10 protein-coding genes are annotated in these 12829 nt (G+C 63.1%); 3 read left to right on the forward strand and 7 right to left on the reverse strand.

All coding sequences use genetic code 11. The features are described from left to right. Positions 1 to 71 precede the first annotated feature (71 nt). Both ACJ8HH_RS08160 and ACJ8HH_RS08165 read right to left on the reverse strand, forming a co-directional pair. On the reverse strand, positions 72 to 1691 hold the full coding sequence (locus tag ACJ8HH_RS08160) for an ABC transporter substrate-binding protein (RefSeq protein ID WP_039566014.1): 1620 nt from the start codon (positions 1689 to 1691) through the stop codon (positions 72 to 74). Positions 1692 to 1930: 239 nt separating this feature from the next. Next, positions 1931 to 3427: an alpha/beta hydrolase gene (locus tag ACJ8HH_RS08165; protein WP_043147508.1), complete on the reverse strand. Its 1497-nt coding sequence runs from the start codon at positions 3425 to 3427 to the stop codon at positions 1931 to 1933. Between the two features lie 221 nt (positions 3428 to 3648). Between ACJ8HH_RS08165 and ACJ8HH_RS08170 the strand changes: the two genes are divergently transcribed. Beyond that, positions 3649 to 3897: a glycine zipper domain-containing protein gene (locus ACJ8HH_RS08170; protein WP_004938127.1), complete on the forward strand. Its 249-nt coding sequence runs from the start codon at positions 3649 to 3651 to the stop codon at positions 3895 to 3897. 237 nt (positions 3898 to 4134) lie between these two features. Next, on the forward strand, positions 4135 to 6240 hold the full coding sequence (gene fusA / locus ACJ8HH_RS08175; RefSeq protein WP_039566011.1) for an elongation factor G: 2106 nt from the start codon (positions 4135 to 4137) through the stop codon (positions 6238 to 6240). A 27-nt stretch (positions 6241 to 6267) separates the two neighbouring features. On the opposite strand, the gene ACJ8HH_RS08180 is transcribed toward fusA, so the two are convergent. Both ACJ8HH_RS08180 and ACJ8HH_RS08185 read right to left on the reverse strand, forming a co-directional pair. Further along, positions 6268 to 7236 carry a DMT family transporter gene (locus tag ACJ8HH_RS08180; RefSeq protein ID WP_060418781.1) on the reverse strand — a complete coding sequence of 323 codons (969 nt, stop codon included), beginning with the start codon at positions 7234 to 7236 and terminating at the stop codon, positions 6268 to 6270. A 98-nt stretch (positions 7237 to 7334) separates the two neighbouring features. Then, entirely contained in the window at positions 7335 to 8162 is an 828-nt protein-coding gene (locus ACJ8HH_RS08185; protein ID WP_041035213.1) for an AraC family transcriptional regulator, read from the reverse strand. Between the two features lie 196 nt (positions 8163 to 8358). On the opposite strand from ACJ8HH_RS08185, the gene ACJ8HH_RS08190 reads away from it, so the two are divergent. Beyond that, positions 8359 to 9792, forward strand: a complete 1434-nt coding sequence (locus tag ACJ8HH_RS08190; RefSeq protein WP_039566006.1) for an NAD-dependent succinate-semialdehyde dehydrogenase — start codon at positions 8359 to 8361, stop codon at positions 9790 to 9792. A 48-nt stretch (positions 9793 to 9840) separates the two neighbouring features. On the opposite strand, the gene ACJ8HH_RS08195 is transcribed toward ACJ8HH_RS08190, so the two are convergent. Genes ACJ8HH_RS08195 through ACJ8HH_RS08205 form a run of 3 tightly spaced genes read right to left on the reverse strand, consistent with a single transcriptional unit; the run spans position 9841 to position 12707 of the window. After that, complete coding sequence (locus tag ACJ8HH_RS08195) at positions 9841 to 10743, reverse strand: alpha/beta hydrolase (RefSeq protein ID WP_060451594.1); 903 nt, start codon at positions 10741 to 10743, stop codon at positions 9841 to 9843. Further along, positions 10730 to 11626 (reverse strand): alpha/beta fold hydrolase, encoded by an 897-nt coding sequence (locus ACJ8HH_RS08200; protein WP_060451595.1) that lies wholly within the window; start codon positions 11624 to 11626, stop codon positions 10730 to 10732. The genes ACJ8HH_RS08195 and ACJ8HH_RS08200 overlap by 14 nt, the downstream gene beginning before the upstream one ends. Positions 11627 to 11651: 25 nt before the next feature. Beyond that, positions 11652 to 12707 (reverse strand): sugar phosphate isomerase/epimerase family protein, encoded by a 1056-nt coding sequence (locus ACJ8HH_RS08205; RefSeq protein WP_039566001.1) that lies wholly within the window; start codon positions 12705 to 12707, stop codon positions 11652 to 11654. Positions 12708 to 12829: the final 122 nt, after the last annotated feature.

The raw sequence follows: 12829 nt of genomic DNA on the forward strand, positions 1-12829 counted from the left end.
GTATTTAGGATAATGTTATTAAACACGAATCTATAAAAACGGCTGATATAAATCAGCCGTTTTTTTATTTCTCAGTGCTCGAGAAGGTAGACGTTTTTATCGTACAAAGCGCCCTGGCGGGTAAAGTCGATCCCCTTCACGTAGGGTTTAATGAGCGTAGCGTTGGCCTCGTAGTACACCGGCGCCACCGGCGTATCGGCGGCCAGCACCGCCTCGGCCTGCTGGAAGTAGCGCTGCACCTGCTGCGGCGTCTGCGCCGCCGTCGCCTGGTGCAGAATGCGGTCATAGTCCGGGTTGCGGTATTTGGCGCTGTTCTCGCTGCTGTCGGAACGGAACACGTTCAGAAAAGTAGACGGATCGTTATAGTCCGCCAGCCAGCGGGTAAAGGCCACGCCGTACTGCCCGCGGTTGATATTATCCAGCGTCACTTTACGCTCCTGGCTTTGCAAGCGGGCTTCTACCCCAAGGTTCTTTTTCCACATGGCGGCGGCGGCGATGACGATCTTCTTGATGGTGGCGTCGTTGCTGTACAGCACGGTAAACCGCAGCGGATTCTCGGCGTTGAAACCGGCCTGCGCCAGCAACTGCTTCGCCTGGGCGTGCCGCTGTTCCGGCGTCCAGCCGGCCGCAGCGCCGGGCTGCAGGCTATAGCCACCCGCCCCCGTTGGGGTAAAGGTCCAGGCCGGCTGTTGGCCGTATCCCAGCACCTTGCCGGCGATGATCTCTTTGTCGAGCGCCAGATTCAGCGCCTGGCGCACCCGCAGGTCGTTAAATGGCGCCTGGCGATTGTTGAAGGCGAAGTAACTGGTGGAGAGCAGCGGATAGGTCACCAGCTGTTGCTCGCCGAGCGTTTTTTTCAGCTGCTGATACAGCTCCGGCGGCGTGGTATACCCCAACTCAACCTCACCGGCGCGAAAACGCGCCACTTCCGGGAAACCCTGTATCGGCAAGAACGTCACCTTGTTGAGCACGGTGTTGGCGTTGTCCCAATACTGCGGATTACGTTCCACCACCACCTTTTCGTTCACCACCCACTGGCTGAGGCGGAATGCGCCGTTGCCGACAAAATGCGCCGGTTGAGTCCAGTTCTTGCCGTACCGCTCCACCACCTTGCGGTTAACCGGCAAGACCGGAAAATGCACCAGTTGCTTGAGCAGGTAGGAGTTGGGCTCCGACAGCGTCACCTGCAGGGTGTGCGCGTCCAGCGCCCTGACGCCCAGCTCGCTCGGCGGCTTGCTGCCGGCGTTGATCGCCGCGGCATTCAGCACGTAGGCCGAAGCCAGATAGCTGCCGTACGGCGACGCGGTTTTCGGATCGGTGAGGCGCCGCCAGCTGTAGACAAAATCGTCGGCGGTCACCGGATCGCCGTTCGACCATTTGGCCTGCGGCCGCAGATGGAAGATCCAGACGTTGCCCTGATGCTCCCATTTCTGCGCCAGCGCCGGGACCGCTTCGCCGTCTTTACCGACGCGCAGCAGCCCTTCGAACAGATCGTTAAAGATGTAGAACTCCACATTGCTCTCGGCCAGGTTCGGATCCAGCGTCGCCGGCTCATACCCGTTGGCGCGCACCAGCTCTTGCACCTCCGCCAGTTTAGCACCCGCCGGCACCTCGGCCGCCTGAGCGTTCGCCGCGTTAAAAGCCAGGAGGATTAAACCAGCCAAAATCTTGCCATTAAATGAATATTTCACGTCGATATCCCTGATTAGTGTTTTATCGCGTTCAATATGCAATGAGGCAGTGGAATAAATTAAATCATTAATCGCTATGAGTCATAACCAAAAGCGGTGTTGAATTTCTTTCATTATCAAAGGTGTAGTGGCGACAGAACGACGAAAAACGGCAGTTCGGACACGGCGGCGCTCGGCGCCGAAGCCATGATCCTTCATCACCATCAGCCCCTGTCAGGCCGGCATTCCGCCCGGCCTTCTCAACGGCAAATTTTGTCGCGACGCGGCTTTTTCGGCGCCAGCAGATAATCCACTACGCTTTCGTCAACGCAGCTGTCGATGCCGTTCAGCGCCAGCGTATGCCCGTCGCGTTCGCGGGTGATCAGCGGGCTTTTAAAGGCGGCGGCCATCACCTGCGCGTTGCGGTACGGCGTGGTCGGATCGTAGCGCTGGGCGACGAACAGCAGCGGCGGCAGCGCGGCGGGCGCCACCGGCGTGTGCGGCCGATCTTTGCCGCGATACGGCCACAGATCGCACATCTCCAGCGGGTATTCGTGCAGCGGCAGATAGTGGGCATACAAAGCGGCGGTATTGATCTCCTGCCGCTGCCGGCGCAACTGCTGCGGATCGGCCGTCGGGTTGGCGACGTCGGCGCAGGTGATGACGTTCAGGGCGTCATCGGCATCCGGCGAATAGCTTTCGTCGATCAGATCGGAAACCTGCTGCCCGGCGATGCCGGCATCAAGCTGGCGCAGCACGGTCGCCAGCTCATGCCAACGCTCCGGCCACAGCAGCAGCGAACGCGTGACCGTCAGCACGTCGTCGGCGGAGATTTCATAACCCGCCGCGGTGACGAACGGCTGCTCATGCAGCTTGCGCAGCAAGGCGTGATAGCGCTGCAGCGCCTGATTGGCGCCGCCACCCAGCTGGCAGCTGTCGGTTTTGCCGCAGTAGGCGGCGAAGCGCAGGAAGCTTTGCTGGAAGCCCCGCTCCTGGTTCAGCCGCTGGGTGAAATCGTCCTCCGCCAGATCCACCACCCCGTCGAGCACCAGCGCGCGCGTTTTCTTCGGAAAACGCTCGGCATACAGCGCCGCCACCTTGGTGCCGTAAGAGTACGCCACCGCCGTCAGCCCCGGTTCGCCCAGCGCGTGGCGGATCGCGTTCAGATCGTTGACCGCTTCGTCGGTGCCGATATGTTGCAGCACGTCCGCGCCGGTCTGTTTGATACAGGCGGAAATCAGGGTGCGCGTCTGGCTCTCCGCACCGGCCACGTCGTTGTCGTCCGGTGACGGGGTTTCGTCGCCTTCGGCCAGCTGGCAGGAGATTTTCGGCGTCGATTGGCCGACGCCGCGCGGATCGTAACCGATGATGTCGTAGGATTTTCGCAGTCTGGCGACGTGGGCGTCGTTGCCCAAATAAGGGTTAATGCCCGGCAGACCCGGCCCGCCGCTGATCATCACCACGCTGCCCTTTTTCGGCCCGGTAGCGGGCAGCAGGGTCAGCGCCAGCCGCACGGTCTGTTCGCCCGCCCGCGCCGCATGAGCAGGAGGCGTAGCGTACGCCAGCGGCGCTTCAAGGTAACCGCAGCGCAGCCCCGGCAGCGGCGGCTCATCGAACCAGCGTTGAAAGCCGCTGTTGAGACAAGATTGCCAACGAATGCCGTTCTCGGCCGCCGCGCCGTGAGCCGCAGGCCTGGCCTGGGCGGGCAATGCGGCGGCGGTCGCGGCGAGCAGCGCCAGAATACGCAGTACTGACATGAGGAGTCCTTTCAACGCAACGAATCGGTCAAAGGTTAACGGTACTCGGTTAAACCGCTAGCCAATAGAACACAAAAAACCGCGCGGGTGAAGCCGTCACCGCGCGCCCGGCAAGACGTTTCTCTGCTCGGATTGCTCTTATAACGCACAGAATGCTGCAAAAAGTGCCGTTCACCTGCTAGGCTTAAGGTTCGTTAACCCACAAGGAACAGGAGAGCAGCATGTTTGGAAAAGCGGAAGACAAAGCCAATGAAGCCGCAGGCGCGGTAGAAGAAGCGTTCGGCAAAGCCGTCGATTCGCCGGAGCATCAGGTGCGCGGCGCGGCGCGCAAATACGCCTCCCAGGCCAGCTATGCCGCCCGAGACGCAGCGGACAGCGTAAGAACCCAGGTGGAAGCCAACCCGCTGGCCGGCGTGGCCGTTGCGGCGGCGGTCGGCATCGTTTTCGGCTTCTTGCTGGGACGCAAATAACGGCGAATTCGCCGCTCGACAACAGGCCCGTTACGGGCCTTTTTTTCGCCCTCTCCTCCACCTGCTTGCTAACTTTCATCTATCACAGCCATCGCTTAAAAAAACCAACGCCTTCAACTACGATTAGTTTGTGACCAGAGCGAGGCTCTGCGATCCGGCAGATAACCCTATGAGGATTATCACCATTATCCATGCTGTTTAAGCCGCTCTCCTTCACGCGGCTAAGAAAGGTTGATTATGGCTCGCACCACCCCTATCGAACGTTACCGCAATATCGGCATCTCCGCGCATATCGATGCCGGCAAGACCACCACCACCGAGCGGATTCTGTTTTACACCGGGGTCAGCCACAAGCTGGGTGAAGTGCATGACGGCGCGGCGACCATGGACTGGATGGCGCAGGAACAGGAACGCGGCATCACCATCACTTCGGCGGCCACCACCTGCTTCTGGAACGGCATGCAGCATAATTATCCGCAGCACCGCATCAATATCATCGACACCCCCGGCCACGTCGATTTCACCATTGAAGTGGAGCGCTCGATGCGCGTGCTGGACGGCGCCGTGATGGTCTATGACTCGGTGGGCGGCGTGCAGCCGCAGTCGGAAACCGTCTGGCGCCAGGCCAATAAATACAAGGTGCCGCGGCTGGCGTTCGTCAACAAGATGGACCGCATCGGCGCGGACTTTTTCCGCGTGCGCAAAATGATGATCGAACGCCTGAAAGCCAACCCGGTGCCGATCGTTATTCCGATCGGCGCCGAAGACCACTTCAGCGGCGTGGTGGATCTGGTGCGGATGAAAGCCATTCTGTGGGACGAGGCCTCGCAGGGCATGAACTTCAGCTTCGAAGAGATCCCGGCCGAGCTGCGCGATTCGGCGCAGGAGTGGCGCGAAAACATGATTGAGGCCGCCGCCGAAGCCTCGGAAGAGCTGATGGAAAAATACCTCAACCAGGTGCCACTGAGCGAAGAGGAAATCGTCCACGGGCTGCGGGTGCGCACCGTCGCCGGCGAAATCCAACCGATGCTGTGCGGCTCGGCGTTCCGCAACAAAGGGGTGCAGCGCATGCTGGATGCGGTGATCGAGCTGATGCCCTCGCCGCTCGACGTGCCGCCGATGGAGGGCCACGGCGAACATGATGAAATCATCACCCGCAAAGCCGACGATAATGAAAAATTCTCGGCGCTGGCGTTCAAGCTGATGACCGACCCGTTCGTCGGCCAGCTGACCTTCGTGCGCGTCTACTCCGGGGTGCTGGCCAAAGGCAGCAGCGTTTACAACCCGATCAAGGGCAAAAAGGAGCGCATCGGCCGCATCGTGCAGATGCACGCCAACGATCGTAAGGACATCGACGAGCTGCACGCCGGCGACATCGCCGCCTGCGTCGGCCTGAAGGACGTCACCACCGGCGATACGCTGTGCGACCCCGGCGCCATCATCACGCTGGAACGCATGACCTTCCCCGAGCCGGTGATCGCCCAGGCGATTGAGCCGAAGACCAAGGGAGACCAGGAGAAAATGGGCATCGCGCTGCAGCGCCTCTCTTCGGAAGATCCGTCGTTCCGCGTGCGCACCGATGAAGAATCCGGCCAGACCCTTATCTACGGCATGGGCGAGCTGCACCTGGAGATTATCGTCGATCGCATGCGCCGTGAATTCGGGGTGGAGACCACCACCGGCAAGCCGCAGGTGTCGTACCGCGAAACCATCCGCAAACGGGTGGCCAACGTGGAAGGCAAGTTTGTGCGCCAGTCCGGCGGTAAAGGGCAATACGGCCACGTGGTGCTGACCGTCGAACCGAACGAACCCGGCAAAGGCTTCGAGTTCTTCGATGAGATCAAGGGCGGCGTCATTCCGGGCGAGTTTATCCCGGCGGTGAAAAAAGGCGTGCTCGAGGCGCTGAACAACGGCGTGCTGGCCGGTTATCAGGTGGTGGACGTCAAGGTGCACCTGACCTTCGGTTCTTACCATGACGTCGACTCGTCGGAACAGGCGTTCCGCATGGCGGCGATTTTCGGCTTCAAAGACGCCTGCCGCCTGGCGGATCCGGTGATCCTTGAGCCGATCATGTCGGTGGAGGTGGAAACGCCGGAGGATTACGCCGGCAACGTGATGGGCGACCTCTCCTCACGCCGCGGTCTGGTGCAGGGCATGGAAGAGATCCCGGGCGGCGGCGGCAAGGAAATTCGCGCCAAGGTGCCGCTGTCCGAGATGTTCGGTTACTCGACCACCCTGCGTTCGATGTCGCAGGGCCGCGCCACCTACACCATGGAATTCAGCCACTACGCCGAAGCGCCGCGCAACGTGGCCGAAGAGATCATTCACCACAGCAAGCGTTAACCCTCGCGCCCGCCTTCGCGGCGGGCGTCACCCCTGCTTGTCTTCCAGCGCCACCACCACCGGCTGCGGCTTGATGCGCATGGCGTACACCACGCCGGCGATCAGGCAGACGATGCCGGCCAGCGTCAGCTGCGGCGGCCAGGCCTGGCGCAGCAGAAAGGTATAGGCCAACCCCGCCAGAATTTCGAACACGATGAGCGGCCCCACCAACACCGTCGGCAGCCGCTGGCTGGCTTCGTTCCAGCACAGCGCCCCCAGCCAGGAGCAGAACACGCCGATGACCAGCATCAGCGGGATAAACACCTCGGGGCGCGGGCCGAACGGTAAGGCGAACGCCGGTTCGCTCAGCGCCAATTGGCCGCAGACCGCCAGATAGCCCAGCAGCGCCAGCGGCAGCGTCACCAGCCCTTGCGCCGTGGCCCAGGTGGCCGGCCGCTGCGTCGGGTTCTCCCGCAGCCAGCGCGAGTTGCGCAGCGGGAACCAGGTCCAGCACGCCACCGCCAACACGGCCAGCCCCAGGCCGCTGAGATAGCGCCAGCCGTCGACCGGCAGCGCATTGCCGCGCAGCTCGGCGACGTTCACGCACGCTAACCCGCAGACGATCAGCAGCAGCGCCGGCGCCAGCTTGCCCCACGCCAGCCGCCCGTCGTGCCGGCCGTAAAACAGATTGGCGCAGAGGGCGATCACCACCGGCAAGGTGCCGATGATCATGGTCGACACCGGTGCGCCGGTACGCTGAATGGCGCTGGCCAGGCACAGGTAGTACAGCAGGTTGCCGATGGCCGTCAGCTTGAGCGCCTCCAGCCAATCCTGGCGCCGCAGCTTGCGCAGGCGGCGACGATCGAGCCAGGCCAGCGGCAAGGTGATCAGCCCGAAGGCCAGATAGCGCCCGGTGGACTGCAGCGCGGCGGGATAATCCGGCACCAGCAGCGGGCCGACGAAGATCAATCCCCACATCAGCCCGGCGGCCAGGGCAAACACAACGCCAATGAACATAACGACTCCGACAAACGGCCGGCGCGGCCAACCCGCCCGACAAGACAGCGGCAGAGTAGCGAAAACGCGGGGAGGAATTATTGTAGCAGGTTGCTGTTTTAACCCAATTTCACCTGTTTCTGGAAACGCACCGGCGTGACGCCGTAACGATTGGCGAAGGCGCGCGTCAGGTGCGCCTGATCGGTCAGCCCCGCCGCCGCCGCCACCTGTGCGGCGGGCATGCCGCGCTCCAGCATGCGTTTGGCCTGCGACAGCCGGATCGCCATCAGCATCTGCTGTGGCGAAACGTGGTATTCGGCCTTGAACTTGCGCAGAAAATGGTACGGGCTAAGCGACACCAGCTCGGCCAGTTGATTGAGGGTCACCGCCTCGGCGAAGTTATCGTGCAGGTAGCTTTTCACCACCTCGAAACGGTGCGCCGCCTCGGCTTTTTCCCGCTGCCCGGTGCGGATATGCGGGTACAGCAGCTCGACTGCCTCCAACAGCAGGCCGTCCAGCGTAAGCGGATCGTCGGTTTGCCACAGCGTGGCGAGAATGGCGGACAGGCGCTGCGCCGCCCGCGGATCGTGGCGCACCGCATCGGTGAACCACTGGCTCCGATCGCCGGACAGCTGCTCCAGCGCCTCGGGCGCCAGATAGAGCATGCGGTAACACCAGCCGCCCGGCGTTTCGGCTTCGCCGGTATGCAGCTCGTCGGGGTTCATCAGTACCAGCGCGCCCGGCGCCGCCAGATGCTGCGCGCCGCGATAGCGGAAACGCTCCGCCCCGGTGTCTACGGTGCCGATAGCGAAGGCGTCGTGGGTATGCGGCTCGAAGGCATAGCGCTCAATGTGCGCCTGATAGAGTTCGACGCCCGGCAGATGCGACAAATGGCGGAACTGCGCGCAATCCTTCTCGAACGGAAACTGTTGCGGTACCCCTTGCACTCGACCTCCTCGTCCGTGCTGACAATCTGCTCAGCATAGCCAAAACATCGCCGGTTGAGTAGCCGCCCTGGCGCTTTCGTGCCCCTCGCCTGGACGATCGCCGCCATTCGGCGTAGGGTTAAGGTCCCTGTCCCTTTCAGGCGCGCCGCATCGCGAAGCTCATCGGCCCCTGACACTCCGCAAACAAGAGGCAACAATGTATCCGGATACTCAACTGTATATCGATGGACAATGGCGCAACGCACTGGCAGAGAAAACCCTGCCGGTCACCAACCCCGCCACCGACGAGGTAATCGGTCAAGTGGCGCACGCCGCCACAGAGGATCTCGATCTGGCGCTGGCCGCCACCGAGCGCGGATTTAACGTCTGGCGCGACACCGCCGCGCACCAGCGCGCCAACCTGATGCGCAAAGCGGCGGCGCTGCTGCGCGAACGCGCCAACGCCATCGCCGCCGTCATGACGCAGGAACAGGGTAAACCGGTGGCGCAGGCCAAAGTCGAAATTCTCAACGCCGCCGACGTTATCGACTGGTTCGCCGGCGAAGCCACCCGCACCTACGGGCAGATCATTCCGTCCCGCGCCCGCGACGTGCAGCAGCAAACCCTCAAGCTGCCGGTCGGCCCGGTGGCCGCCTTCACGCCGTGGAACTTCCCGATCAACCAGATCGTGCGCAAGCTGTCCGCCGCGCTGGCCGCGGGCTGCTCCATCATCGTCAAAGGCCCGGAAGAAACGCCGGCCTCGCCGGCTGAGCTGATCAAAGCCTTCGCCGACGCCGGGATCCCGGCCGGGGTGATCGCGCTGGTGTACGGCACCCCGGCGGAAATCTCGGAATACCTGATCCCGCATCCGACCATTCGCAAGATCTCCTTCACCGGCTCCACCCGCGTGGGCAAGCATCTGGCGGCGCTGGCCGGCCAGCATATGAAAAAGGCCACCATGGAGCTGGGCGGCCATGCGCCGGTGCTGATCTTCGACGACGCCGATCTCGACGCGGCGGCCAAAGAGCTGGCGCAGTCCAAGTTCCGCAACGCCGGTCAGGTCTGTATCGCCCCAACCCGCTTTCTGATCCAGCAAGGCGTTTATGAAGCCTTCGTGGAGAAATTCACCGCCGCCGTGCGTGAACTCAAGCTCGGCAACGGGCTGGAAGACGGCGTCACCATGGGGCCGATGGTGCTGGGCCGCAGCGTCGACAATATCGAGGCGCTGGTGCAGGATGCCGTCGCCCACGGGGCAAAAGCCTGCACCGGCGGCAAGCGCGTGGCGGGCAAAGGCAACTTCTTCGAGCCGACGGTGCTGCGCGACGTGCCGCTGAGCGCCCGCGCCATGTCGGAAGAGCCGTTTGGCCCGGTCGCCCTGCTGCGCCCGTTCGCCACCTATGACGAGGCGATCGCCGAAGCCAACCGCCTGCCGTACGGCCTGGCCGCCTACGCTTACAGCCGCAACATCGCCACCGTCAATGCGCTGGGGCGCGACGTGGAGAGCGGCATGCTGAGCATCAACCACATCGGTTTCGGCCTGCCGGAAACGCCGTTTGGCGGCGTGAAGGACTCCGGTCACGGCACCGAAGGCGGCAGCGAAGCGATCGAGTCCTACCTGGAAACCCGCTTCGTCACCGTCGCCGGCCGTTAATCGCACGCCTGATGAATGGCCAAAAGCCCCGCTGTGTGGGGCTTTTTTTTACTCGCGAGCCAGTTCGAACAGCCGCCGCGCCGCCGGGGTCAGCCCCAGCATGTGAATGCAGGCATGCACCATGCCCGGCAACCGTTCGCAGCGCACCGGCACGCCCGCCTCGCGCAGCCGCTGCGCATACTGCTCGGCCTCATCGCGCAGCGGATCATATTCGCAGCTCAGAATGGTGGCCGGCGGTAACCCGCGCAGCGTGGCGGCGTGCAGCGGTTCGGCGCCGGGATCGCGCCGCTGGGCCAGATACTGCTGCCAACAAAATACCATCGCGTCGCGCGTCAGAAAGTGCCCCTCGGCAAACTCGCGATAGCTCGTCGTCGCCATCTCGCGGCTGAGCGCCGGGTACAGCAGCAGCTGGCTCTCGATGTGCGGGCCGCCGCGATCCCGCGCCAACAGCGCGACGGCCGCCGCCAAATTGCCCCCGGCGCTGTCGCCGCCCACCGCCAGGCGCTGCGCGTCGATCCCCAACTGCGGTGCCTGTTGCGCCGCCCAGCAGAGCGCCTGATAGACATCTTCCAGCGGCTGTGGAAACGGGTATTCCGGCGCCAGACGATAGTCGACCGACAGGATCACCCGGCCGGTGGCGTTGGCCAGCGCCTGACAGGGCCGATCGTACAGCGCCAGCGAACCGAGGCACCAGCCGCCGCCGTGGGCGAACAGCATTGCCGGCTGCGCGGCGGCGCGGTTTTCCCCCGCCGGGAGATAGGCGCGCAGCGCGATCCGATACCCATCGGCGGCGACCACCGTATAGTCCCTGACGCCGCCGCTCGGTTCCGCCTCGCCCTGCAGCCGGCGTAAACCGGTTTCCGTGGCCGCGCGCATTTCCGCCAGCGACGCGGGGGGCGGCGCATCGGCCGACGCTGTCAAAAAGGCGGCGATGCGTTCATCGAGCGGCATGAGGCTCTCCTGTCAGGAACGGCGTAATCAGTGCGATAAACGCCTCGTGACACTCCTCGGTAATGAAATGCCCGCAGCCGGCGACCGTTTCGCCCCGCAGATCGTGCGCATTGCCCCGTAGCGTCGTCAGCGGCGCATCACCGGTCGCGTGCTCCGCCCCCACCGTCAATACCGGCATCGTCAGGGGCGTGGCGGCGCGCAGGCGGTTCTGCCGCACGGTCTCCGGGATCGCCCGGTAATAGTCGAACCCGGCACGCAGGCCGCCCGGCGCTGAGTAAGCAGCGATATACACCTGCGCCGCCACCCGATCGCGCCGATAGGACCAGCGATTGAAGATATAGCCAAGATATTCCCGCTCACGACCCTGGGTCAGGGTCTCCGGCAAATCCGCCAGCTGGTTGAACATGAAATGCCACAGGAAGATGTTCTCCTCCGGCGCGACGAAAATCGGCGGCGGCGGCGCCAGCCCGGGGATCACCGCTTCCGTCAGCACCAGACGTTCCACCGCCTGCGGGAAATCGCTCGCCATGGCGTAACCGATCCACATGCCGATGTCGTGGCCAACCAGTTGGTAACGTTCATGGCCCAGCTGCGCCATCATCGCGTGCAACGTCGCACCAACGCTGCCGGTGTCGTAGCCGCCAGCGGGCCTGTCAGAATCGCCGATGCCCGGCGGATCGACGGCGATCGCCTGAAAACCGGCCGCCGCCAGCGCTTGCATCACATGGCGCCAGGTGTACCAGGTTTGCGGCCAGCCGGGGATCAGCAGCACCGGCCGCCCTTCACCGGCCACCACGCAGTGAAGGCGCCGGCCGTTGACCTGGAGATAGACGTGTTCCGCCGCGAGATCCGCCAACGGGACCTCGTTCTGTAGGTATTGCATGGGGTGACTCCCTGAAGGATTAGGCTCAGCGAATACCGAGCAACGCGTTGATTTGCTGTGGGTTGACCGGCGCGCCGGCGAAGTCGTCGAACACTTTATCGGTGACGCGGATAATGCGATCGCGAATGAAGGCTGCGCCTTCGCGCGCGCCGTCCTGCGGATTTTTCAGGCAACATTCCCACTCCAGCGCCGCCCAGCCCGAATAACCGTACTGCGTCAGGCGCGAAAAGATGCCGTTGAAATCGACCTGGCCGTCGCCCAACGAGCGGAAGCGGCCGGCGCGAGCGATCCAGGATTGATAGCCGCCGTAAATACCCTGGCGACCGGTCGGATTGAACTCGGCGTCCTTGACGTGGAACATGCCGATAACCTCTTTATAGATATCGATAAACTCCAGATAGTTGAGCTGCTGCAGCACCATATGGCTCGGATCGAACAGCACCCGGCAGCGCGGATGATGGCCAACGCGCTCATGAAACATTTCGAATGTCACGCCGTCGTGCAGATCCTCGCTCGGGTGAATTTCGTAACACAGGTTGATCCCCTGCTCGTCGCAGGCGTTAAGCACCGGCAGCCAGCGCCTGGCGAGCTCGTCGAACGCGGTGTCGATAAGCCCTTCCGGGCGCTGTGGGAACGGGAACAGATAGGGCCAGGCCAGCGAACCGGAAAAGGTGCCCAGCTCGCTGAGCCCGAGCCGCGCCGACGCCTTCACCGCCAGCAGCATTTGCTGCCGCGCCCACTCGCCGCGCGCCTGCGGATTGCCCTGCAGCGCCGGCGGCGCGAAGCTGTCAAACAGCGCATCGTAAGCCGGGTGTACCGCCATCAGCTGGCCGAAGATATGGCTGGTCAATTCGCTGACCACCAACCCCTGTTCCGCCAACATGCCGGTCAAATCATCGCAGTAGGTTTGGCTTTCCGCAGCGGTGGCCACGTCGAATAAACGCCGATCCCAGGCCGGGATCTGCAGCGCGCTAAAGCCGGTCTGCGCCGCCCACTCGGCAATGGCGGGCAGGCTGTTGAACGGCGCTGTCTCATCGCTGAACTGCGCGAGATGCAGGCTTGGACCTTTGAGGGTTTTCATCGTAAACTCCTATTTGTTGTCGATTGACAAACAATAGGAGCAAAGCGCGATGACCGCAAGTGAAATTTATAAAGACATTGGTATTCCCGACGATTTAAGCGATCCTATGTCGCTGAATGGCA

It is taken from the genome of Serratia sp. CY32780, from assembly GCF_052169135.1.
GTDB classification, from domain to species: domain Bacteria; phylum Pseudomonadota; class Gammaproteobacteria; order Enterobacterales; family Enterobacteriaceae; genus Serratia; species Serratia sarumanii.

Excerpts from the sequence above, each read along its gene's own strand:
- ACJ8HH_RS08195 (WP_060451594.1), bottom strand. The coding sequence starts at position 10,743 with ATGCCGCTCGATGAACGCATCGCCGCCTTTTTGACAGCGTCGGCCGAT.
- ACJ8HH_RS08165 (WP_043147508.1), bottom strand. The coding sequence starts at position 3,427 with ATGTCAGTACTGCGTATTCTGGCGCTGCTCGCCGCGACCGCCGCCGCA.
- ACJ8HH_RS08205 (WP_039566001.1), bottom strand. The coding sequence starts at position 12,707 with ATGAAAACCCTCAAAGGTCCAAGCCTGCATCTCGCGCAGTTCAGCGAT.
- ACJ8HH_RS08190 (WP_039566006.1), top strand. The coding sequence starts at position 8,359 with ATGTATCCGGATACTCAACTGTATATCGATGGACAATGGCGCAACGCA.
- ACJ8HH_RS08180 (WP_060418781.1), bottom strand. The coding sequence starts at position 7,236 with ATGTTCATTGGCGTTGTGTTTGCCCTGGCCGCCGGGCTGATGTGGGGA.
- ACJ8HH_RS08200 (WP_060451595.1), bottom strand. The coding sequence starts at position 11,626 with ATGCAATACCTACAGAACGAGGTCCCGTTGGCGGATCTCGCGGCGGAA.
- ACJ8HH_RS08170 (WP_004938127.1), top strand. The coding sequence starts at position 3,649 with ATGTTTGGAAAAGCGGAAGACAAAGCCAATGAAGCCGCAGGCGCGGTA.
- fusA (WP_039566011.1), top strand. The coding sequence starts at position 4,135 with ATGGCTCGCACCACCCCTATCGAACGTTACCGCAATATCGGCATCTCC.